21 protein-coding genes and 1 pseudogene are annotated in these 22,593 nt (G+C 45.5%); 7 read left to right on the forward strand and 15 right to left on the reverse strand.

Translation table 11 applies throughout. From position 1 onward, the window contains the following. Window positions 1-13 precede the first annotated feature (13 nt). From AC08OG_RS09660 to AC08OG_RS09675, 4 genes are all read left to right on the forward strand, one after another. On the forward strand, window positions 14-763 hold the full coding sequence (locus tag AC08OG_RS09660; RefSeq protein ID WP_482929394.1) for a hypothetical protein: 750 nt from the start codon (window positions 14-16) through the stop codon (window positions 761-763). Between the two features lie 78 nt (window positions 764-841). Then, entirely contained in the window at window positions 842-1,690 is an 849-nt protein-coding gene (locus AC08OG_RS09665; protein WP_482929395.1) for an HvfB family MNIO-type RiPP peptide maturase, read from the forward strand. Then, a complete protein-coding gene (locus tag AC08OG_RS09670) occupies window positions 1,674-2,120 on the forward strand; it encodes an HvfC family RiPP maturation protein (protein WP_482929396.1) in 447 nt (148 codons plus the stop codon). Before AC08OG_RS09665 ends, AC08OG_RS09670 begins: the two co-directional genes overlap by 17 nt. 15 nt (window positions 2,121-2,135) lie before the next feature. Next, window positions 2,136-2,417, forward strand: coding sequence for a PqqD family peptide modification chaperone (locus AC08OG_RS09675; protein WP_482929397.1), 282 nt, complete (start codon window positions 2,136-2,138; stop codon window positions 2,415-2,417). 62 nt (window positions 2,418-2,479) lie between these two features. Here AC08OG_RS09675 and AC08OG_RS09680 read toward each other — a convergent pair whose 3' ends face one another. After that, window positions 2,480-3,112, reverse strand: coding sequence for a bifunctional 4-hydroxy-2-oxoglutarate aldolase/2-dehydro-3-deoxy-phosphogluconate aldolase (locus AC08OG_RS09680; protein WP_014707368.1), 633 nt, complete (start codon window positions 3,110-3,112; stop codon window positions 2,480-2,482). A gap of 31 nt (window positions 3,113-3,143) precedes the next feature. Next, window positions 3,144-4,967, reverse strand: coding sequence for a phosphogluconate dehydratase (gene edd, locus AC08OG_RS09685; protein ID WP_482929398.1), 1,824 nt, complete (start codon window positions 4,965-4,967; stop codon window positions 3,144-3,146). Window positions 4,968-5,394: 427 nt separating this feature from the next. Here edd and trmB point away from each other — a divergent pair, with 427 nt between their 5' ends. From trmB to AC08OG_RS09700, 3 genes are all read left to right on the forward strand, one after another. Beyond that, window positions 5,395-6,081: a tRNA (guanosine(46)-N7)-methyltransferase TrmB gene (gene trmB / locus AC08OG_RS09690; protein WP_482929399.1), complete on the forward strand. Its 687-nt coding sequence runs from the start codon at window positions 5,395-5,397 to the stop codon at window positions 6,079-6,081. An 81-nt stretch (window positions 6,082-6,162) separates the two neighbouring features. Then, window positions 6,163-7,464, forward strand: coding sequence for an OmpP1/FadL family transporter (locus tag AC08OG_RS09695; RefSeq protein WP_318988107.1), 1,302 nt, complete (start codon window positions 6,163-6,165; stop codon window positions 7,462-7,464). Window positions 7,465-7,466: 2 nt separating this feature from the next. Continuing rightward, on the forward strand, window positions 7,467-9,281 hold the full coding sequence (locus tag AC08OG_RS09700) for an AMP-dependent synthetase/ligase (RefSeq protein WP_318988106.1): 1,815 nt from the start codon (window positions 7,467-7,469) through the stop codon (window positions 9,279-9,281). On the opposite strand, the gene folC is transcribed toward AC08OG_RS09700, so the two are convergent. From folC to pomA, 13 genes and pseudogenes are all read right to left on the reverse strand, one after another. After that, window positions 9,273-10,577 carry a bifunctional tetrahydrofolate synthase/dihydrofolate synthase gene (folC, locus tag AC08OG_RS09705; RefSeq protein WP_482929400.1) on the reverse strand — a complete coding sequence of 435 codons (1,305 nt, stop codon included), beginning with the start codon at window positions 10,575-10,577 and terminating at the stop codon, window positions 9,273-9,275. The two genes, AC08OG_RS09700 and folC, sit on opposite strands and share 9 nt — an antisense overlap. A 10-nt stretch (window positions 10,578-10,587) precedes the next feature. Further along, window positions 10,588-11,445, reverse strand: a complete 858-nt coding sequence (accD, locus tag AC08OG_RS09710) for an acetyl-CoA carboxylase, carboxyltransferase subunit beta (protein WP_292357556.1) — start codon at window positions 11,443-11,445, stop codon at window positions 10,588-10,590. A 19-nt stretch (window positions 11,446-11,464) separates the two neighbouring features. Then, window positions 11,465-12,292 (reverse strand): tryptophan synthase subunit alpha, encoded by an 828-nt coding sequence (trpA, locus tag AC08OG_RS09715; RefSeq protein ID WP_292357558.1) that lies wholly within the window; start codon window positions 12,290-12,292, stop codon window positions 11,465-11,467. Window positions 12,293-12,302: 10 nt separating this feature from the next. Beyond that, window positions 12,303-13,522 (reverse strand): annotated as a pseudogene (trpB, locus tag AC08OG_RS09720) (tryptophan synthase subunit beta). Then, complete coding sequence (gene trpF, locus AC08OG_RS09725) at window positions 13,515-13,697, reverse strand: phosphoribosylanthranilate isomerase (RefSeq protein ID WP_482929401.1); 183 nt, start codon at window positions 13,695-13,697, stop codon at window positions 13,515-13,517. The pseudogene trpB and the gene trpF overlap by 8 nt, the downstream one beginning before the upstream one ends. Further along, window positions 13,694-14,128 (reverse strand): phosphoribosylanthranilate isomerase, encoded by a 435-nt coding sequence (locus AC08OG_RS09730; protein ID WP_482929402.1) that lies wholly within the window; start codon window positions 14,126-14,128, stop codon window positions 13,694-13,696. Before AC08OG_RS09730 ends, trpF begins: the two co-directional genes overlap by 4 nt. A gap of 37 nt (window positions 14,129-14,165) precedes the next feature. Then, on the reverse strand, window positions 14,166-14,945 hold the full coding sequence (truA, locus tag AC08OG_RS09735) for a tRNA pseudouridine(38-40) synthase TruA (protein ID WP_292357563.1): 780 nt from the start codon (window positions 14,943-14,945) through the stop codon (window positions 14,166-14,168). A gap of 11 nt (window positions 14,946-14,956) precedes the next feature. Next, window positions 14,957-17,854, reverse strand: a complete 2,898-nt coding sequence (locus AC08OG_RS09740) for a FimV/HubP family polar landmark protein (RefSeq protein WP_482929403.1) — start codon at window positions 17,852-17,854, stop codon at window positions 14,957-14,959. Between the two features lie 33 nt (window positions 17,855-17,887). Then, on the reverse strand, window positions 17,888-18,910 hold the full coding sequence (locus AC08OG_RS09745) for an aspartate-semialdehyde dehydrogenase (RefSeq protein WP_292357566.1): 1,023 nt from the start codon (window positions 18,908-18,910) through the stop codon (window positions 17,888-17,890). 20 nt (window positions 18,911-18,930) lie between these two features. After that, window positions 18,931-20,001 (reverse strand): 3-isopropylmalate dehydrogenase, encoded by a 1,071-nt coding sequence (gene leuB / locus AC08OG_RS09750; protein ID WP_482929404.1) that lies wholly within the window; start codon window positions 19,999-20,001, stop codon window positions 18,931-18,933. A 30-nt stretch (window positions 20,002-20,031) separates the two neighbouring features. Further along, entirely contained in the window at window positions 20,032-20,670 is a 639-nt protein-coding gene (gene leuD, locus AC08OG_RS09755) for a 3-isopropylmalate dehydratase small subunit (RefSeq protein ID WP_482929405.1), read from the reverse strand. A gap of 209 nt (window positions 20,671-20,879) precedes the next feature. Beyond that, the gene (locus AC08OG_RS09760) at window positions 20,880-21,776 is read right to left on the reverse strand and encodes a MotB family protein (RefSeq protein ID WP_292357571.1); all 897 of its coding nucleotides are present in this window, start codon (window positions 21,774-21,776) and stop codon (window positions 20,880-20,882) included. Window positions 21,777-21,799: 23 nt separating this feature from the next. After that, window positions 21,800-22,573 carry a flagellar motor protein PomA gene (gene pomA / locus AC08OG_RS09765; protein WP_292357573.1) on the reverse strand — a complete coding sequence of 258 codons (774 nt, stop codon included), beginning with the start codon at window positions 22,571-22,573 and terminating at the stop codon, window positions 21,800-21,802. Window positions 22,574-22,593 lie beyond the last annotated feature (20 nt).

The raw sequence follows: 22,593 nt of genomic DNA on the forward strand, positions 1-22,593 counted from the left end.
GAGGGGGAGAGACATGTACACACGCTTTTGGGTAATTATTGCGCTAATGATAGTCAGCCTGTCAGCTATCGCTGCAGAAACAGAGATCATGGTCAGAGCGAAAGCAGTTGATTCGAAATTTATTGGCACCAGTGTCGGTGGTATTCGCGCCATCGTTGAAGATGCTGAAACAGGTGAAATTCTCGATGAAGGATGGATAAACGGTGGCACTGGCGATACAGCGGTGCTTATCGAAAACCCATTAAAACGTGGCGAACGACTGACAGATGATAAAACGGCCGGTTTTTTAGCGAAAGTGGATATTGATGCGCCAAGATTACTGCGATTTAAATTAATCGGACCTTATGGTTATCAGCAGGCCTATCAGGAAGCCAGCTTGACCAGCTGGGTGGTGCCTGGAAAAGATATTCTGGGTGATGGCATTATCATTACCATGACCGGCTTTATTGTGGATGCCTGGACCCGTGTTCTGGAGAATGGTCAGGTTGATATTTACACCAAAGCTTCATTGCTCTGTGGTTGCCCAATCACCAAAGACGGTCATTGGCAGTCTGATAATTATGAAGCCAGAGCTATTCTGATGCGCGATGAAGAAACTATTGATGAAGTAACACTGGACTTTACCGGACCAGCTGGCATGTTCAGCGGTAAAACCACGATTACCGAACCCGGCCACTACAAAGCGGTTGTCTATTTATACGATGCAAAAACCGGCAACGTAGGCGTTGATCGTGCGATGTTTGAAATTCCGGAGGCGGAATAAAACCGATTGGCAATTCAGTTGTAACAAATCGCATCAAGATGAGTCTCTTTAATTACTTTTATGAATAAGAGTTTCAGCATGAGATCACAAGGTTATGCAGTCAATGGAGCTGGTCTGGGTTTAAGACGCAGTTTCATTGATGAAATCATTCAGCTGGATCACCCGCCTATCGACTTTATTGAGGTCGCACCAGAAAACTGGATGGAAATGGGCGGTCGGCTGGGCAAAAAACTGCGGGCATTCAGTGAGCGTTTTCCAATGCTATGTCATGGTCTTTCGTTATCACTTGGCAGCCCTGCTCCGCTGGATGAGGCGTTTGTTAAACGTATTAAACACTTTCTGGATCAGCATCAGGTTCGTCTCTACAGTGAGCATCTGAGCTATTGCAGTGATGAGGGTCACCTTTACGATTTGATGCCTATACCGTTCACTGACGAGGCTGTTGAGCATGTCGCAGAACGCATTCTTCGGGTTCAGGATATTCTGCAACGCCGACTGGTTATCGAGAATGTATCGTACTACGCGGCACCAGGCCGGCAGATAGACGAAATTGAATTTATTAATGCAATACTGGAAAAAGCCGATTGTGAGTTGTTACTTGATGTGAATAACGTCTATGTAAACAGCATTAATCACGGTTATGACGCTAATGCTTATATTGACGCACTTAACAGTAAACGTATCGCTTACCTGCATATTGCCGGTCACTATAATGAAGCAGAAGATCTGATTATCGATACCCATGGTGCAGATGTAATTGATCCGGTTTGGCAACTGCTTGAGCATACTTACCAGCAACATGGAGTGATTCCGACGTTGCTGGAACGGGATTTTAATATCCCTGCTCTCAACACGCTGTTTGAAGAAGTCGGTCACATTCGAGATATCCAATCACAATATCGATCTGAACATGCAGCAAGCGCCTGATTTTAAAACTACCCAACAGCAGTTCACCGCCCATCTGCGTGATCCAGAGAGCATCCCTGAGCCAGCCGATGTTGAATCGCGGCGCATGGCTATTTATCGGCGGCTGATTTATAACAATATTGAAAGCTTTTTAAGCACGGCCTGTCCGGTATTGAAACAAATTCTGGGGGAAATTGCCTGGCATGCACTGGCACGTGACTTTATTCGTGAGCATCGGTGCAGTTCACCCTTATTTAATGATATTGCCCGCGAGTTTGTGCATTATCTCGAAGAACATCCGCAGCAGTATCAGACGTTGCCTTTTCTTGCTGAGCTCGCCCATTACGAATGGGCTGAGTTGGCGCTCGGAATTGCCAATGCGGATTTTGTGAAGCGTGAAGTGACTGAACAGCAAGATATCCTGCAACTCTCTCTGCAACGCTCCCCCTGAGCTGGACTTTTGCTTATGATTACCCCGTGCATCAAATCGGGCCGGATAATCTGCCTGATAAAGCTGCCGAAACGCCATTTTTTCTGTTGTTATATCAGAAATGCTGATGATCAGGTGAAGTTTATTGAGCTTAATCCCGTTAGTGCAGGGTTACTTGATCTATTAGATGACGGTCAGACTGGCCAGCAAGCCGCTGAAGCCATTGCTGAGGTATTGCAGCATCCCAACCCCGAAGTTGTGTTACAAGGCGCAAAACAGTTGATAGAGGACTGGTTGGAACGCGGCATTGTGATCTAAAGAAATAAAAAAACCGGACTGGTAAACCAGCCCGGTTTTAATCTAACTAAATCCTGTTGCTTTTAGTTAGTAGCAAGCTCAATGGCTTCAGCCGCTAAACGGGTAATTTCATCCCAGTTTTCCGCTTCTACCAGATTCGCTGCACACATCCATGAACCGCCTACACAACCTACGTTAGGTAAGCTGTAGTAGTTTTTCACATTCTTCTGACTGACACCGCCGGTTGGGCAGAACAGAATTTGTGGAATTGGGGCACCAATTGATTTCAGCATGGGTACACCGCCAGCCGCTTCAGCCGGGAAGAACTTCATCGCGGTAATGCCACGCTCTAATAAGCGCATGGCTTCACTAGGATTGGCTACGCCCGGTAATAAAGGCACACCGGTTTTTAATGCGGCTTCAATCAAGGTATCTGTGGTACCAGGACTGACAATAAATTCTGCACCCGCATCAATCGCTGCATTTAACGTTTCGATGTTGATAATGGTCCCAGCACCGACAATCGCATCTGGCACTTCAGCTTTAATACGACGGATGGATTCCAGCGCTGCATCAGTGCGCAGCGTGATCTCCAATACTTTCAGACCACCTTTGACCAACGCATTGGCCAAAGGCACTGCATGTTCAACATTATTAATAACCATCACCGGGACAATCGGTGAAACTTGCATAATTTCGTGAATCGTTTTGCTCATAAAAAATAGATATCCCTAATTCTGGTGAAGATTATTCAACGTTGAACATATTGATAGCGCCTTCTTCAGCTGAAGAAACGCCTGCCCGGAAACTGTCAAACAATTCGCGACCACTACCGTAATGATGTTCAGTATTGGCCATCATGCAAGACAGACGAGCATTAAACTCTTCATCATCTACCAGCACATTCATAATGCCTCTTTCGGTATCGAGATGAATAATATCGCCATCTTTGATTCGGGTCAGTGGACCACCTTCTGCAGATTCAGGACACATTTGAATGGCAGACGGGACTTTACCTGACGCACCAGACATACGACCGTCAGTGACCAACGCCACTTTAAATCCACGATCCTGTAATACGCCCAGCGGTGAACTGAGTTTATGCAGTTCCGGCATACCATTGGATTTTGGTCCCTGGAATCGTAAGACCACGATAACGTCTCTTTCCAGTTCGCCATTTTTGAATGCAGCAACGGCATCGTCCTGATCGTCAAATACCAAAGCAGGTGCCTCTACAACACGATGCTCAACATCTACCGCAGAAACTTTCGACACTCCACGTCCCAGATTACCTTTAATCAGATGTACACCACCTGACTTGGCGAAAGGTTGTTCAACTGTGCCAATAACTTCTTTATCCAGGGATTCTTTAGGACCTTCCTGCCAAATCAGTTTGCCATCAATGATTTTTGGCTCCTGACTGTATTGTTTCAAGCCTTTTTCATTACCAACCGTAATGATGTCTTCGTGTAACAAGCCCTGAGATAATAATTCCTGAATTAATACGCCCATGCCACCAGCTGCCTGGAAGTGATTCACATCGGCACTGCCGTTTGGATAGACTCGGCTTAATAAAGGAATGATTTGCGACAGACGATCAAAATCGTCCCAATTGATTAAGATACCGGCAGCCCGGGCTACTGCAACAATGTGCATGGTGTGGTTGGTTGAACCACCCGTTGCCAGCAGGCCAATAATCGCATTAAGAATTGCTTTTTCATCGATCATATGACCGATTGGACGGTAATCGTTACCCATTGCAGTAAATTTCAATACCTGACGGGCTGCTTCTTTCGTTAATTCGTCACGTAACGGGGTATTAGGATTGATAAACGTTCCACCCGGCAAATGCAGTCCCATAATTTCAACCATCATCTGGTTGCTGTTAGCTGTACCGTAGAAAGTACACGTACCAGGACTATGGTAAGACTCTGACTCTGCTTTAAGCAGTTCCTCACGGCCTACTTTGCCTTCAGCAAACAATTGGCGGATACGAACTTTTTCTTTATTCGGCAGACCACTTGGCATCGGACCTGCCGGCACAAAGATGGTCGGCAAATGACCGAAGCTTAACGCCCCGATCAACAAGCCAGGTACGATCTTGTCACAGACACCCAGCATCATTGCGGCATCAAACATATTATGACTTAGACCGACAGCTGTGGACATTGCGATGACATCACGGCTGAACAGCGACAGATCCATACCCGGATAACCCTGAGTAATACCATCACACATTGCCGGTACACCGCCAGCAAACTGGGCAACCCCACCAGCTTCGTTGGCAGCTTCTTTGATAAGTGGCGGAAAGTCCTTATAAGGTTGATGTGCAGAAAGCATATCGTTATAAGCTGAAATAATGCCGATATTGGCTTTTTTGTCACCAGCCAGATCACTTTTTTCAGTTGCTGCACAGGCAGCAAAACCATGAGCCAGATTACCACAGCCAAGCGTCAGACGATGAGGACCCTGCCCTGCAGCTTCGTCAACACGAGCAAGATAAGCCGTGCGAGTTTTTTTACTTCTTTCGATCACTTCGTTGGTGAGCGAGTCTAAAACTGGATGAACCATAAAGTTAAGTCTCTCTTTCGTTTACTTGTACTATCGAAGTAGCGGGATTTGAGGCCGCTTGATTGCAGCGGCGTTTATCCATCAGATCTAATATTCAGACAGCGCATTATAGTCCTTATCACTCTTTTTCGCACTGTTTCTGGGCTTATGTCATCTTAATGCTCAAATACCTGCTTTTGGTTTTATTGTTGCCGTACCGCATCAATCGCAGAAAAATACTGGGTTAGCTGTTTAATGATTTGTCATTTATGGGACAACTTCCCAACGCTAAAATCTGCACATAGTTGGTATTTAGAACATCAATTTTTGCAAACTGCGGCAGTTAAATACATCGCCATAAGGATTTTCCAGTAGTGCTTCGGTATGATGTCACGCTGTTTTTCATCGACATATCGATGAGTTACCACTTAATTGAAAGGTGAATTCAATGACCGAAGGTAAACGCCTCCGTCAGGTAAAAAGCTTTGTGAAACGTGAGGGTCGCTTAACCCCTGGTCAACAAAAAGCACTGGATGTTTTATGGCCAAAGTTTGGTATTGAAGCCGATAACCAATCTATTGATATGCAAGCGCTGTTTGGGCGTAACGCTCCAGTGGTGTTTGAAATCGGATTTGGTAATGGTGCTTCGTTGATTGAAATGGCCATCCACCAACCGGAGAACGACTTCATTGGCGTGGAGGTGCATCGACCAGGTGTGGGCCAACTGTTAAAAGCTATCGAAGAAAATAATTTAACTAATGTGCGGGTGGCCTGCACGGATGCCGTGGAATTACTCAAAAATCAGGTTGCGGATAATGCTCTGCATCGCGTGCAACTATATTTTCCGGATCCCTGGCATAAAAAACGTCATCATAAACGTCGAATTATCCAGCCAGCCTTTGTTAACGTCCTGGCACAAAAAATACAGTCGGGCGGTTTTCTGCATATGGCAACAGACTGGCAGAATTATGCAGAACAAATGTTGCAGGATCTGTCGGCAAGTCATGATTTTATCAACACCAGCATATCAGGTGATTATATTCCGCGGCCGGAATACCGTCCCTTAACCAAGTTTGAACAGCGAGGTCATCGACTGGGACATGGAGTATGGGATTTATTATTTCAGCGTCGATAATTGTTACAAACTTGCTTCATTTGCATGCATAAGCTAGTTTTGCCTTAATTAACAACTAATCACTTACCAGGTAACGCTGCCATGACCATGTCCCGTACAACCCAATTTGGTTTTTATATTTTATTAGGGGCAGCCAGTAATTCTGCAGCCGCAGCGGGCTATGCCCTGATAGAACAAAGCATTACGGGGTTGGGACGCGCCTTTTCAGGTAGTGCTGCAGTGGCGGATGATGCCAGTACTATTTTTTTCAATCCGGCTGGCATGACAAATTTATCCCGTAAAGAAATGAATATGGGGCTCAATCTGATCGCACCAAGAGCAGAATTCTCTGATCGCGGTTCGAATATCGATGGCACTCCCTTAACCGGTGGTGATGGCAGTAATGCCGGTGAACTGGCAGCAGTTCCCAATTTTTATTATGCCCATCCATTAAATGACAAGACTGTCGTAGGAATTGGTGTTGGCGCACCCTTCGGTCTGGTGACCGATTATGGCGATAGCTGGCAGGGACGTTATCATGCGATTCGTTCGGATCTGCTTACGGTTAATATTAATCCCAGCATTGCTTTTAAAGCGACTGAAAAACTGTCATTGGGCTTTGGCGTAAATCTGCAATATATCGATCTGGAGCTCTCCCAGGCAGCTAACTTTGGTTCTTTTCAAGGTAACTCCCAAGGCAACGATGGACGGGTAAAAGTCACTGCCGATGACTGGAGCTGGGGTTATAACCTGGGCATGACCTATCAGTTTACTGAAGCAACACGCATGGGCTTAAGTTATCGTTCAAAAATAACACATGACTTAACCGGTGAAGGCAAATTTCGCATACCGGAAAATGTGAAGCCTCAAGCAACAGCCGTTGGCTTTCAGGATGGAAATGTTGGTGGCCGGGTAACCTTGCCTGAATCGGCATCCATCGCTCTGGTTCACCAATTAAATTCACAATGGTCGGTTATGGCCGATGCCAGTTGGACTCGATGGAGCCGTTTTGAAGAGTTGCAAATTAATTCTGACGTTTCCAGGCTAAATACGGTTAAGGAAGAAGACTGGGAAAATTCCATGCGTTACGGATTAGGCGTGGAATATAAAGCTAATGACCGTTGGTCCTGGCGAGCGGGTGTTGCCTATGATGAAACACCGATTCCCAATGCGCAACGTCGAACTCCTCGAATTCCGGACAGTGATCGTACCTGGTTAGCCTTGGGGGCAAGTTATCACTATAGCGATAATATAATTTTGGATGCCGCCTATACTCATATATTTATGAAAGACAGCAGCATTGAGGATACATTCACAAGTGGCACTCAAACATATGAATTATCCGGTAAATATAAAAGTTCAGTCGATATCGTCGGCGTTCAATTACGCTGGCTCTTTGATTAATTGTGTCTGCTGCCCATGATTACATTTCTCCGGATCAGGCCCAAACGCTGTATGGCTTAGCTTGTGAACGGATAAAAAGAAGTCCTGATAAAGATGCCTATGGCTTTTTTGATAATGATAAGAAAAGCTGGGAAAGTTTAACTTGGCAACAGGTTGCTGATGAAATAACCGACTGGCAACAAGCGCTGCAACAGGAAAATCTGCGTAAGGGTGATCGGGTTGCAATCAATTTACGTAATAGCAAAGAGTGGATATTTTTCGATCTGGCAGCTTTAAGTCTGGGGCTGGTAGTGGTGCCACTTTACCCCGATGACCGGCCGGATAACGTTGCGTATATATTACAGGATGCTGATGTACGTTTATTGTTAGTGAACAGCTCCAGACAATGGTCAGCCATTCAAGCCGTATTACCCGAAGAACATTCTGTCAAACGAGTGCTGCTGTTCCATGATGAATCGACAACAGATAACGAATCCTCCACGATATCGCTGCAGAACTGGCTTGATACAGCTTTTTCTGCTGAGTTGAAACTACCCCACTGTGCACCAGAACAATTGGCATCGATTATCTATACTTCTGGCACCACTGGCCGATCTAAAGGGGTCATGCTCAGCCATCATAATATGTTGTCGGTGGCCTATGGTTCGTTGCAGTTTTTTGAAATCCTGCCTGATGATATTTTCTTGTCCTTTTTACCACTATCACACACATTGGAACGAACTGGCGGCTATTATCTGCCGATGATGGCTGGTTCAAAAGTAGTTTTCTCTCGCAGTATTCCCCTGCTTGCTGACGATATGCGGCAAGTCCAACCCACCATCATGATTGCTGTGCCCAGAATTTTCGAGCGGATTTATGATCGGGTTCATAAACAACTTGCTGAAGGCAGCTGGCTTAAACGTCGAATTTTCAAACTGGCGGTGAAGGTCGGTTGGAAACGCTTTCAGTACCAACAGGGTCGGAAATATTGGTCGCCATCCCTGCTGTTATGGCCATTGCTGCATAAACTGGTTGTGAGCAAATTTCATCAGCGTCTTGGCGGCAAACTGCGTTTAGCTGTCAGTGGTGGTGCTGCTTTACCCGCCCACGCCGCTAAATTGTTTATTGGACTGGATTTAGTTTTGCTGCAGGGTTATGGCCTGACTGAGACCAGTCCGGTGATTAGTGTTAATGAACCTTCCAGTAATGATCCTGCCAGCGTAGGACGCGCTATTCAGGGTGTAGAAGTCCGTATTGGCAAGGATGAAGAGCTTGAGGTAAAAGGTCCGGGCAATATGCTGGGCTATTGGAATAATCATAAAGCAACGGCACAGACGATTGATGCTGATGGCTGGCTGCATACCGGTGATAAAGCCCACATCAGCGAAAGCGGACATATTTATATTGTTGGTCGAATCAAAGATATTCTGGTGCTCAATAATGGCGAAAAAGTCCCGCCTGCCGATATTGAAGCCGCCATAGTCAGCAATGGCCTGATTGATCAGGCGTTAGTCGTCGGTGAAGGGCAACCTTATTTGGCCGCTTTACTGGTGATTAATGGCGAAAGCTGGCCGCAGATTGCGCAGCAACTCGGTTTGGATCCCTTGCAGAATGAAAGTCTTGGCTCAAAAGTTTTACAGCAGCATTTTGTCCGCTTACTCAGACAGTGGTTATTTGAATTTCCGGCCTATGCCAGGATTCGGCGAGTACATCTGACTTTGCAACCCTGGACGATTGAAAATGGTTTGCTGACGCCTACTTTAAAAGTTAAACGTGCGCTGGTTGAGCAAAGATATGATAAGGAAATTAAGGCCTTGTATCACGACACCTCAAGCTGAGGCAGATAACGGCTCATTAATGAAATCCGGGATATGCCGCATGATGGCTTCTACTGTGTGGAATGAGCCAAAAATTAAGATACGGTCCCCTTCAATAGCATTAGCTAAAGCCAAATCATAGGCCTGTTCCACTACTTCACTGGTATGAATGCGATCATTGGAAATTTTACCTTGCAGGCCAGTTGCCAAATCTTCTGCAGACTGCCCTCTGCTTCCATTTAAGCCACCAAGAAACCAATTATCTATCACTGGAATCAAGGCATCAAAAACCGCTTGGCTGTCTTTATCACGCAACATAGCGATCACCGCATGGGTTTTGCCATGACAAGGAATTTCCGTTAATAGTTTTGCCAGATTTTCAGCACCCTGCTGATTGTGTGTTACATCAAAAATATGGGTAATGGGTCCATCAATCATCTGAAACCGGCCAGCAAGTCTGACGTGAGCCAACCCATCACGGATGGCTGTTTCATTGATTTTTTCCATTCCGGAATCTTTCAGCAGGCTGATGACCTGTAGCACAGCGGCGCTGTTCTGAATCTGATAACACCCCAGTAAGGCCGGCAACGGTAATCCCTTGAACTGATAATCGGCATTTTGCCAATGCCATACATTTTTATCAGATTGAGCATTGAAATCTTTGCCAGCAATATACGCTGGCGAGCTTAATTTCTGAGCGCTCTCAATAACGGTGACTGGCGGAGAATGTTCACTGCAGACGACAGGGTTGTTCGCCCGCATTATCCCGGCTTTTTCAATACCAATCTTTTCCCGGGTATCGCCAAGCCAAACTGTATGATCCAGACCTATCGGCGTAATCAGCGCAATATCGGCGTCAAACAGATTCACCGCATCAAGCCGTCCGCCCATACCAACTTCCAAAATCGCGATATCAATATTCTGTCTACAGAAAATATCTGCTGCAGCGAGCGTGGCAAATTCGAAATAGCTCAGAGAAATGTCACCACGTGCGGTATCAACCCGCTCGAAAGCTTCACATATCTGTTGATCAGTCGCCGTTTGACCATCAACTACGATGCGTTCGTTATAACGCAACAGATGTGGCGAAGTGTAACAGGCTGTTCGATAGCCGGCAGCTGAGAGTATAGAGGCCAATAATGCAACAGAAGAGCCTTTACCGTTGGTGCCGGCAACCGTCACCACCCGAAAAGGCAGTCTGTTGTCGTCATACATCTGCTGCCAGACAGCACGCACCCGATCCAAGCCGGGATCTATCTCAGTAAAATGTAGCTTTTCCTGCCATGCCAGCCACTGTGGCAAGCTATTAAATCGCATAAACTATGGTTTAAACAGCAATACGATTTTGCATCATGGTTAACAGATTATTCAGACGATCGCGCATTTCACGGCGATCAATAATCATGTCGATGGCACCATGTTCCAGCAAAAACTCACTGCGTTGGAAACCTTCAGGTAATTTTTCACGAACGGTCTGTTCGATAACGCGTGGACCAGCGAAACCAATTAAAGCTTTTGGTTCAGCCACATTAACATCACCAAGCATTGCCAGACTGGCTGAAACACCGCCCATGGTGGGATCGGTCATCACCGAAATAAACGGGATGCCAGCCTCTTCAAGCTGTGATAAAACAGCACTTGTTTTTGCCATCTGCATCAGTGAAAACAAGCCTTCCTGCATGCGCGCTCCACCACTGGCGGAAAAACATATCAACGGAAGTTTCTTGGCCAAGGCAACCTTTGCAGCTCGGACAAACTTTTCACCGACCACGGAGCCCATGGAGCCACCCATAAAACCAAAATCAAACGCAACCACCACAACAGGTAAGCCTTTAAGCGTGCCTTGCATGGCTAAAAGTGCATCGTTCTCACCGGTATTTTTTTGTGCCTGGGTAATACGATCACGATAACGTTTACTGTCTTTGAATTTAAGAGTGTCGACAGGTTTAACTTCGGTACCAATTTCCTGGCGATTATCTTCATCCAGAAAACTTTTCAGTCGATCACGGGCATTTATCCGTTGATGGTGATCACATTTGGGACACACCATCTGGTTACGCTCAAGCTCAGCCCGATAAAGCACATTGTCACATGCTGGACACTTGCACCAGACACCTTCAGGTACCGAGCGGCTGCGGCCACTGGTGCGGATTTTCGATGGAAGTAATCTTTCAAACCAACTCATTTTGTCACCTTATCGCTTATTAGGCCGAGACGCTGGCTAAATCACGCGCATTAATTGCATGACGCATTTCAGCTAACAGACTTGCTACTGCTGCGGGTAATTCCTGTGGACGATTGGAATGTTCTTCTATGCAACGTACCAAAGTACTGCCCACGACAACAGCATCAGCTACTTCCGCGACAGCTGCGGCTGAGCGGCCATCTCTGATACCAAAACCCACACCAACCGGTAACGAAGTGTATTTACGAATTTCTTCCAGTTTGGCGGTTACTTCATTAATTTCCAATGCGGCAGCACCTGTCACACCTTTGATCGAAACATAGTAAATAAAGCCTTTGGCATGTTGGGCGATTTTCTGCATACGCTCTGCCGATGTCGTTGGCGCAACCAGGAAAATCGTATCAATATCATGCCCGTCCATCAGCCGCAGGAATTCATCAGACTCTTCTGGTGGCATATCAACAGTCAATACCCCATCCACCCCGACAGCCTGGGCTTTTTTGGCGAATTTTTCATAACCCATTGCTTCAAGAGGATTGGCATATCCCATCAACACAAGTGGCGTATGGTTATTTTTCTCTCTGAACTGTTTTACCATATCCAGAATTGAATCCAGCGTGACATCATTTTTCAACGCCCGTTCACAGGCTTTTTGGATTACAGGACCATCCGACATGGGATCAGAGAAAGGCACACCCAGTTCGATAATATCGGCACCGGCATCCACCAAAGCATGTAACAGTGGAACGGTTACCCATGGTTCAGGATCACCTGCAGTCACATAAGGGATTAAAGCAGTTTGCCCATCTGCCTGAAGATTTTTAAAACATTCTTTAATACGACTCATTTTATATTCCTCAGAAATTCAGACCAGCCATGGCTGCAACCGTGTGCATGTCTTTATCACCACGTCCTGAAACATTAATAAGAATACTTTGATCCGCTGACATCGTTGGGGCTAATTTTGAAACATAAGCCAGTGCATGACTGGTTTCCAGAGCCGGAATAATGCCTTCAGTGCGTGTCAGTTCATGGAAAGCATCAAGGGCCTCAGTATCCGTAACAGTAACGTATTGTGCGCGGCCGATATCTTTCAACCATGCATGTTCAGGACCAACGCCAGGATAATCCAGTCCGGCTGAAATGGAATGGGTTTCGGTAATTTGTCCCGCAGCGTCCTGAATAAGGTAAGTGCGATTGCCGTGCAATACGCCGGGAGTTCCGGCAGAAAGTGGAGCTGAGTGCTGCCCTGTCTGCAGACCATGACCAGCACCCTCTACGCCAATCATTGCAACGGATTCATCTTCAATAAATGGGTAGAACAGGCCAATTGCATTCGACCCACCACCGATACAGGCAACCAGTGTATCGGGTAGTTTGCCAGTGGTATTGATCATTTGCTGACGGGCTTCACGACCAATAACTGATTGGAAGTCCCGCACCATTGCTGGATAAGGATGTGGGCCGGCAACCGTACCGATAATATAAAAGGTGTCATCCACATTGGTAACCCAGTCACGCAAGGCTTCATTCAATGCATCTTTGAGCGTTTTTGAGCCAGACTGAACCGGCACTACTTCTGCCCCTAAAAGCTTCATTCGGTAAACGTTCATGGCCTGACGCTCAACATCTTCCGCGCCCATGTAAACCACACATTCCATACCTAAGCGGGCAGCTACTGTAGCGGTCGCTACACCGTGCTGCCCCGCACCTGTTTCAGCAATAATACGGGTTTTACCCATACGCTTAGCCAGTAAAGCCTGACCAATCGTATTGTTAACTTTATGGGCGCCGGTATGATTGAGATCTTCGCGCTTGAGATAGATCTGGGCTCCCCCAGTTTCTTTGTCCAGTTTTCGGCATGATATATAGGTGATGGACGGCCTACAAAGTCGGCCAGATCTTTATCCATTTCAGCTTGGAAGTTTGGATCATTTTTATACTGTTTATAGGCCTCTTCCAGCTCATAAATAGCACCCATCAAGGTTTCGCCAACAAAGCGTCCACCATAAGGTCCAAAATGACCTAATTCATCCGGGTAGTTTTTAAAATAGTCATCAATCTGTATATCAGGCATTTGCCACCTCTCGCATGAATGCGCTTATTTTATTATTACTTTTAAGTCCTTTCGACTCTTCTACACCGCCGCTTACATCCACTGCATAAGGCGAGACCTGCTGAATAGCTTCTGCAACGTTTTCAGTTGTCAGACCACCCGCTAATATCAGCGGCTTGCTAACTGCAGTAATCATGGACCAGTCAAAGGTCTGTCCGGTTCCCCCGGCACCCCATGTTGATAGCTATCCAGCAATAAGGCTGAAGCTTCAGCAAAATGCTCATCAGCCTGTATTAAATCACTTGCAGTCTGCATTCGTACCGCTTTGATGTACGGCATATTGAATTGAGCACAATATTCAGCGGATTCATTGCCATGAAATTGCAACAAACTTAATGGAACCTGCTCAAGTGTTTGCCGCACTTTCTCTGCCGTTGCATTCACAAATAAACCAACAGCAGATACAAATGGTGGCAACTGCGCAGTAATTGCGGCAGCCTGTGCCATTGTTACAGCGCGAGGACTTGGTTCATAAAAAACCAACCCGATAGCATCCGCCCCGCTTTTTACAGCAAATTCAGCATCTTGACGACGCGTAATGCCACATATTTTAACGCGGGTTCTCATTTGGGATTATCAGCTTTCCAGAAGTTACTACAGTACTTTACCAGAGCACTGGAAAACCTGACACTGTTGGCAGGAAAAATTCATCCGGATAAACGACATCTGTCAGGTACAGACCTTGAGGTGGGGCGGTAACACCCGCCATGTTACGGTCCTGACTTTGTAGAACATGTTGAGCCCATTCGACAGGTCTCTTGCCCTCCCCAACAGGAACCAATACGCCCATCAGATTACGCACCATGTGATGCAAAAAAGAACGGGCTTCAACATCCACAGCAATGCAATCATCACGACGAGTGACAATCAATTTATCAAGGGTCTTTATCGGACTTTTGGCCTGACATTCCTGTGCCCGAAATGCTGAAAAATCATGCTGGCCAAGCAGGCTATTAGCAGCCAATTGCATCTGGTGTTCATCAAGCTTTTTATATACCCACCACATCCGTTGATGATGCACACTGGAACGGCTGTCACGATTGAGTATTAAATAACGATAGCGACGTTTTATTGCACTGAACCTGGCGTTAAAGTTTTCTGAAACCGGTTTTACCCATTTAATACTGATATCGTGGGGTAAGTTGGAATTCAATCCCAATAGCCAGTTTCGTTCTTGCCGAATAGCCTCGGTATCAAAATGCACCACCTGATTTAATGCATGCACCCCAGTATCAGTGCGGCCGGCAGCGAACACTTCTGTCGGTGTATTGGCGATAAGCGATACGGCTTTCTGCAATTCGCCCTGAACAGTCCGTTGTTTTGGCTGAAACTGCCACCCATGAAAATTACTGCCGTCATACTCGACACTTAACGCTAACCTCACCTTAGCGCTCGTTAAGACAAATTGTCGAGCAGTTCCTGTGCTCGTTTTTTCTGTTCATCCGTACCCTGCTCAAGGACTTCTTCGAGGATACCTCTTGCGCCTTCAGGATCACCCATATCGGAATAGGCTGCTGCCAAATCCAGTTTGGTTTCAGATTCATCGATTGAGTCGAAATCACTGAGATCGAAATCAAGTTCATCATCATCAACACTGCTATCCAGATTCAGATAATCTTCTATAACATCAACTTCTTCAGTTTCTGTCGGTTCTGCAGTTTCAAAATTAGTGAGATCCAGTTCATCAGCATCTAAAGAATCTACAGATAAAACCTCATCAGGTTGCTGGTCTGAAGCATCGTCTGTCTCATCAATATTCAAGTCCAGAACATCGGGGGCAGAGGAATCCGGTTGCAACACATTATCCTGTTCAAAATCTATTCGCAGATCATCATCTTCAGGATAAGTATCAATTTCAGATTGTTCTGATTGTTCCAGCTCAGTTGCTGAGTCTTTGTCTGCAGATGTACTGCTATCAAACTGCAACAAATCCTCTTCATCACGTTGGTAGACTTCTTCAGCCTTGGAAATAGTGGTTGACTCGGTTTTGTAATCATCCAGATTGAAATCTATATGATCCGACTCCTCAGGCTCAGAGGATGTCTCCATCACTTCTTCTTCGGCATCAACATCGATTTTTGGCTCATCCTCAGTATCAAAAGTGGTTTGCACTTCCTCGATGGATTCTTCAATAGCAGCCTCAGCCTCATCAGAGGGTTCAGCAAATAAAGGATTATGAGGTAATAGCTGAGCGCCCCAGCTTCTTACCTCAGGCCACTGCGGATCGGTTACATCAATACCGGAGGTATTCAATAATGCAATGAAGTCTGCAGATTTTTGTTGCTTGTAATAAATGAATAATAATTTTGCAGCAATTTCCTTATCATCGGGTGCCTGCTGATAAGCTTGTTCAAGTGCGGTTGCTGCTTGTACATAATCGGCATAACCAACAAACATATCAGCTTGTTCGACCAGTTCATCAACTGATTTGGTTTGGCTTTCGGTTGTTGCCTCTTTCTCTTCTGCAACCGGGGTGACAATATTTACACTACCGGTTTCAGCTGTCGTGGTGGCCGGTTTGTTTTTGTTAATTTTACTGACAGCATCATCCCAACTGACCTCACGCTGCCCACGGCGGAGAATCATCCAGATAATCAAAAGCAACAATAAGATTGCCAGTAATGATTCAACCTTGTGCGCTATGACAAAAGCTTGAACCCGCTGGTAAAGAGAGTCCAGCTGTTGCTGGTCTAGATTCAGTTCCTGAGCAGCTTCAACTATCGCAGCATCAACCTCTGCAGCAGCTGTTTCCAGTTCTGCTGGTTCTGCTGTATTTTCATCCAACTCAGCAACAATCAGTTCGGGAGATTCAGCATTGGTGACAGATTCGAATTCTGTCGGCTCCTCAGCGACATTTTCGTTGCTTTCTGTTGATGGCGGTTCTTCTTCAGTTGACGTTGCATCTGTTTCATCATTAGCAATATCAATCGGTTGCCATTCATTATCTACAGCATCCAGATTGGTTGGATCTTCAGCTGTATCATTCAGATTGGTATTATTGTCGCTGTCATTTAATGCTTCGCTTTCAGCTTCACTATTTTCCAGAATGGTGTTTGCTTCATCTACCAATGTCGCTAAATCCATCTGGGTTTCGTCTTGTTCGAGCAAGCTTTGCAGTCTTGCCATATCCGCATCTTTAAGCGAAATAAGACGACGCATGGTATCCAGTTGACGTTCCATCGCGTCCATACGATTTTTGAAATCAATGTTTTCCTGGGTTTGTGACTCTATGGTTTCCTGGGCAAGCGTTAATTGTTCACTGATGCGCTGTAAATCAGGATCACCATTAATTTCCGGATCTGCCTCCAGCAAACTGTTTTCCGTTGCAGCAATTAACTTTAAGCGTGCACTCTCAGCATCTGACAGTGTTTCATCGCTCTCTGTTAAGCTTGATTGATCTTCAGCGTCGTTTGGCGCTTCGGTTTCTGGTTCAATTTCATTATTTTCTGCTGCTGCAATATTTTCCGATGTGGAAACTTCATCAACGGTGGCTGCAGGAGAAGCAGTCTGAGCAAGACTGCGTTGTTGCCAGTCGAGATTTTGCCTGTCTACAGCAGCTTTGGCTTCACTGGCAGAAAGGCGGGTAATTTCTTCTGTAGCAGGAATTTTAAGTGTGCTGTCTGCGTAAAGACTGTTCACATTGTTTTGCTGAAATGCCCTAGGATTCGCATTAAGCAAACCAATCATCATCTGCTGCATCGTAATATCGTCTGAGGGCCGTGTCCTCTCGGCGATGCTCCATAAGGTATCGCGTGACTGAACGTTATATTGCGTCAAGCGATCAGATGTATAGGCTGACTGATTTGAAGATGTTGTGCGAGGAGCAGCAGGAACCGTTGATTGAGTATTCGGTGCGCGTGGTGAATCCACAGTGCCACGACCGGGGTACAGCTCTTTAGGTGGATCCAGCAGCACCATATATTCGCGAAGTAATTTTCCCTGACCAGTGGTTGCGGCCAGTAAAAATCCCAGAAATGGTTCTTTGATGGGTAAATCAGAAGTGACCAAAATTCGGGTGGAATCACTTTCTTCAATAACTTCAAAATTCAGCTGGGTTAATAAAAAACTGCGTTCCAGTCCTGCTCTTTCAAAATCCTGGGATGAACCCAATCTGACCTCAAGATTACCCTGCTCATCATCCTGAAGTGCATTGACCTCAATCTCTGCCCTGAAAGGTTCATTCAAGGCAGAGTATAAAGTTATCTGACCAAGGCCAAACGCATGACCCGGTAAGGGAGTTAATAAACCAAGTGCCGCAGCTACCGACAAACTGGTCAACGTTTTCTGTTTCATTTAACTCCCCTTCCTTGACAATCTCAGCAATGCCTAGAGGTATCTATCTACCAGAAGTTCAGCAATTTGCACACTGTTTAGTGCCGCACCTTTACGAACATTGTCTGAAACAACCCATAAATTCAAACCGTTTGGATGTGAAATATCTTCACGAATTCGCCCTATATATACAGGATCCTGACCAGAGGAATCTGTGACAGCTGTTGGATAACCACCATCTTTGTGTTCATCAATCACGACGATGCCATCAAACGCTGATAGCAGCTCTCTGGCTTTTTCAGCAGTGATCTTGTCACGGGTTTCAATATGAATGGCTTCAGAATGACCATAAAAGACAGGCACCCGGACCGCGGTTGGATTGACCTGTATTGACTCGTCACCAAGGATTTTGCGAGTTTCCCAAACCATTTTCATTTCTTCTTTGGTATAACCGTTATCCATAAAAACATCGATTTGAGGAATCACATTAAAAGCAATTTGTTTAGGATAAACTTCAGCTTCCACCGGGCGACCATTCAAAAGAGCAGCAGTTTGTTTGGCAAGCTCATCCATTGCAGGTTTTCCACTTCCCGATACCGCCTGGTAGGTGCAAACGTTAATACGAGTAATCCCCACAGCATCGTAAATGGGTTTTAACGCCACCAGCATTTGAATGGTAGAGCAATTCGGATTAGCGATAATGCCACGTTTTTTATAACCGGCCACCGCATCTGGATTCACCTCAGGCACGATCAGTGGAACATCATCGTCATAACGAAACTGTGAGGTGTTATCGATAACAATACAGCCTGCAGCAGCCGCTTTTGGCGCATAGATTTCAGAAACACTGGCCCCAGGAGAAAACAAGCCTATCTGTACTTTGGAAAAATCAAACTCGGCCAAATCTTCAACCATTATCGATTTATTACCAAATTGTACGGTTGAGCCAGCTGAACGCTCACTGGCCAATGCATACACTTTACCTACCGGAAAATTCCGCTTATGCAGGATATCCAGCATCGTTTCACCAACCGCACCAGTAGCACCTACAACAGCAACATCAATTTGTTTAGTCACATTTCACCTAAATTCTTTTGTTACAGCGCTGCCAAAACGGCATCGCCCATTTCAGCAGTGGTCACGCGAGTCATTCCCGCGGAGAAAATATCTGCTGTCCTTAAACCTTGATCCAGAACTTTACTTACGGCAGCTTCAATACGATCTGCAAAAGCCGGCTGATCAAGGGTGTAACGTAACATCATAGCAGCTGACAAAATCGTTGCCAGTGGATTAGCAATGTTCTGACCAGCAATATCAGGGGCTGAACCGTGAATAGGTTCATACATTCCCTTGCCGTTTTCATCTAGCGACGCAGAGGGCAACATACCAATCGAACCGGTCAGCATTGACGCACAATCTGACAAAATATCGCCAAACATATTGGTGGTCACCATAACGTCAAACTGCTTTGGTGCTCGCACTAGCTGCATTGCAGCATTATCAACATACATATGACTTAGCTCGACATCGGCATAGTCTTTGGACAATGTTGTCATCGTCTCACGCCACAACTCGGTGCATTCCAATACATTGGCTTTGTCCACCGAACAAACACGACTTTGCCGTTTACGTGCAATATCAAATGCCACGCGTCCGATACGATTAATTTCACTTTCGCGATACACCAGTGTGTTGTAGCCTTCTTTCTCGCCATTATCCAGAGTACGGATCCCTCGGGGCTGACCAAAGTAAATCCCACCCGTTAACTCACGGACAATCATTAGATCCAGACCGGACACAACTTCTGGTTTCAGGGTGGATGCATCTGCTAATTGTGGATATAACAAAGCCGGACGTAAATTAGCAAAAAGGTTTAATTGTGAACGAATACCCAATAAACCTTTTTCCGGACGCACACTGATATCCAGTGCTTCCCATTTATAGCCTCCCACTGCACCTAACAAAATGGCATCTGCCTCTTTAGCCATTTGCAAGGTTTCATCAGGAAGCGGACTGCCAGTTTCATCGTAAGCGGCCCCACCGATCAAACCGTATTCAAGTTCAATCGCCAAACCATCCTGTTTAAAAGCATTTAAAACCTTTACGGCTTCGGCAACAATTTCCGGACCGATTCCATCACCGGCCAATACTGCAATTTTCTTTGTCATGAATGTTATTACTTATAAATGGAAAAAATATTAGGAAAACAGCCACGGCGTTTGTTCACGACGACGGGCCTCGTAAGCTTTGATTTCATCAGTATGCTGCAGGGTCAGACCAATATCATCCAGACCTTCTATCAAACAATGCTTTTTAAAGCTGTCTATTTCGAAATGCAGGACTTCACCATCAGGCAACAAAATGCTCTGTTCTGGCAAATCAACGGTCAATTTATAACCTGGAGTAGCCTCGACCTGATGAAATAAATTTTCGACCAGCTGTTCATCGAGTTGTATTGTGAGAATGCCATTTTTACTGCTGTTGCTAAAAAAGATATCAGCAAAACTGGGGGCAATAATCACTCGAATACCATAGTCTTCGAGTGCCCAAACAGCATGCTCACGGCTCGATCCACAACCAAAGTTTTCACGTGCCAGTAATATCGTGCCACCCTGATAACGTGGTTGATTCAATTCAAAATCCGGATTCAGCGGACGATCTTTACAATCCTGTCCCGGCTCGCCGTGATCCAAATAACGCCATTCATCAAACAGGTTGGGACCAAAACCACTGCGCTTGATCGATTTCAGAAACTGTTTAGGTATGATGGCATCCGTATCGACGTTTGGTCGATCCAATGGGATCACGATTCCTGTTTCCACGGAAATTTTTTGCATGTTTACCTCTAACTTTCTTATTGTCAGCGCCTTTATACAACCGACTGCATTATTTCTATACGGTCGTCTTTTTTCCAGTAAAAGGCTCTTTTTTTGTTTGTGTGCTTATGTTTCGATGCTATGAATCGTGTCATAACTGATATCAAAAACTTGCAAAATAATACCATTGTTTAGACAGATATATTTTGATGGCAGCAATCTTTTGACGTTCAACGGACTTGTTGAATTTCACTTTCTATTGCATCGTGCTGCTGAATCAAATCATCAATGGACTTGGTGAGCTCGCTGTCCAGCGAACCTTTTAGAACAACAATTTCCACACGACGATTTATTGCCCGATTTTCAATAGAATCATTTGGGGCTAATGGGCGAGTATCAGCATAGCCTTCAAGCACAAAACGTTCAGGTGGAATCGTATTGTACTTAAGCAGTTCGTGAACTACTGAAGTCGCTCTTGAAGTTGATAACTCCCAGTTAGAACGATAACGGGAAGTATTAATCGGAATGTTATCAGTATGTCCTGCCACAGCAATTAGTCCGTCAGTCTGCGTTAATACTTCATTAATTTTTTTCAGGATAGGAACAAAGTCTTGGTTCAAAGTAGCGTCGCCAGAGGGAAAGGAACCACGCTCACGAATTCGGATAACAATACGATTGAGCTGATTCTCTACAACGATCAAACCACGTTCGATTTCTGATTCCAGCGCTTCTTTAAATTCTTCGACTTCCTCGGCGACCTGCTTTGCCTGCGCTTCTGCGACAGCTTCGGCATCCATAGTGATTTTTAACACATCTTTCGTATCATCAGTTGTTTCCTGTCTGACAATATTCAGCGGTGTGGGTTTGGGTTCGCCCGGGCTGAATTCCTGTGCAATGATGCTGGTGCCTTTAGGAATGGCTTCATCCACTACCTCTCGCTGCACACCAAAGGCTTTCTCCAAAGACATAACCACCATTTTATATTTGATGGCATCGATTTCAGCGAACGACAATAACAAAACAAAGAAACACATTAATAACGACATTAAATCGGCAAATGTCGCCATATAGGCAGGCAACCCTTTCTTTTGCTGCTTTTTGAAACTTTGCGTTTCAGACTCACTCATAGAATTCTGCCGTCGTCAGCTGATTAAGCTTCGGCCGGGGCTGGCTCTTCAGCATCCCGTTTTGAAGCCGGAAGATAATTTTTCAGTAACTCTTCCAATACTTTCGGGTTCTGACCTTCCTGAATTCCCATTACGCTCTCAATGATAATACTTTTATTCATCAGCTCTTCATTACTGCGTAAAGCAAGCTTATCGGCTACAGGCAATGCAAACATATTGGCAATCATTGCACCGTATAAGGTTGTCAGTAATGCAATCGCCATCGCTGGACCAATTGATTTCGGATCGGACATATTCGAGAGCATCTGAACCAGACCAACCAGAGTACCGATCATTCCCATCGCCGGAGCGGCATCACCAATTTGCTGGAAAATCTGTTGACCGATGCTATGTCGGTTGACCGTTTCATTCATTTCTGTGTTCAGGGCTTTTCTGACCACAGCCGGCTCATGACCATCAACCAGCATTCGGATACCCAATGCCAAGGCAGGATTTTTAACTTCCTGCCGTTCCAATGCCAACAAACCCTCTTTACGGGCGATACCGGCTAAGACAACCACACTGGCAATAATTTCAGAAGGATCTTCAGATTTATGCAAAAAGGCTTTGGTCGCCGTTTTCATTGAACCAATGAACTGTTTGAGGGTAAAGCGCATCATGACGACGGCAAAGGTGCCACCTACAACTATCATGAAAGAAGGCGTGTTAACAAAGGTGCTCGCCGCTGCCCCAAGAGCAATAGTGGCGATAATCAGACTCCAGGCTATTAAAAAACCCAGTAAAGTAGCCAAATCCACGTGCTTTTCTCCCTGCTCAA

The sequence above is a fragment of the Methylophaga sp. F7 genome, assembly GCF_056863975.1.

Excerpts from the sequence above, each read along its gene's own strand:
- AC08OG_RS09660 (WP_482929394.1), top strand. The coding sequence starts at position 14 with ATGTACACACGCTTTTGGGTAATTATTGCGCTAATGATAGTCAGCCTG.
- AC08OG_RS09665 (WP_482929395.1), top strand. The coding sequence starts at position 842 with ATGAGATCACAAGGTTATGCAGTCAATGGAGCTGGTCTGGGTTTAAGA.
- AC08OG_RS09670 (WP_482929396.1), top strand. The coding sequence starts at position 1,674 with ATGCAGCAAGCGCCTGATTTTAAAACTACCCAACAGCAGTTCACCGCC.
- AC08OG_RS09675 (WP_482929397.1), top strand. The coding sequence starts at position 2,136 with ATGATTACCCCGTGCATCAAATCGGGCCGGATAATCTGCCTGATAAAG.
- AC08OG_RS09680 (WP_014707368.1), bottom strand. The coding sequence starts at position 3,112 with ATGAGCAAAACGATTCACGAAATTATGCAAGTTTCACCGATTGTCCCG.
- edd (WP_482929398.1), bottom strand. The coding sequence starts at position 4,967 with ATGGTTCATCCAGTTTTAGACTCGCTCACCAACGAAGTGATCGAAAGA.
- trmB (WP_482929399.1), top strand. The coding sequence starts at position 5,395 with ATGACCGAAGGTAAACGCCTCCGTCAGGTAAAAAGCTTTGTGAAACGT.
- AC08OG_RS09695 (WP_318988107.1), top strand. The coding sequence starts at position 6,163 with ATGACCATGTCCCGTACAACCCAATTTGGTTTTTATATTTTATTAGGG.
- folC (WP_482929400.1), bottom strand. The coding sequence starts at position 10,577 with ATGCGATTTAATAGCTTGCCACAGTGGCTGGCATGGCAGGAAAAGCTA.
- accD (WP_292357556.1), bottom strand. The coding sequence starts at position 11,445 with ATGAGTTGGTTTGAAAGATTACTTCCATCGAAAATCCGCACCAGTGGC.
- trpA (WP_292357558.1), bottom strand. The coding sequence starts at position 12,292 with ATGAGTCGTATTAAAGAATGTTTTAAAAATCTTCAGGCAGATGGGCAA.
- trpF (WP_482929401.1), bottom strand. The coding sequence starts at position 13,697 with ATGATTACTGCAGTTAGCAAGCCGCTGATATTAGCGGGTGGTCTGACA.
- AC08OG_RS09730 (WP_482929402.1), bottom strand. The coding sequence starts at position 14,128 with ATGAGAACCCGCGTTAAAATATGTGGCATTACGCGTCGTCAAGATGCT.
- AC08OG_RS09740 (WP_482929403.1), bottom strand. The coding sequence starts at position 17,854 with ATGAAACAGAAAACGTTGACCAGTTTGTCGGTAGCTGCGGCACTTGGT.
- leuB (WP_482929404.1), bottom strand. The coding sequence starts at position 20,001 with ATGACAAAGAAAATTGCAGTATTGGCCGGTGATGGAATCGGTCCGGAA.
- leuD (WP_482929405.1), bottom strand. The coding sequence starts at position 20,670 with ATGCAAAAAATTTCCGTGGAAACAGGAATCGTGATCCCATTGGATCGA.
- AC08OG_RS09760 (WP_292357571.1), bottom strand. The coding sequence starts at position 21,776 with ATGAGTGAGTCTGAAACGCAAAGTTTCAAAAAGCAGCAAAAGAAAGGG.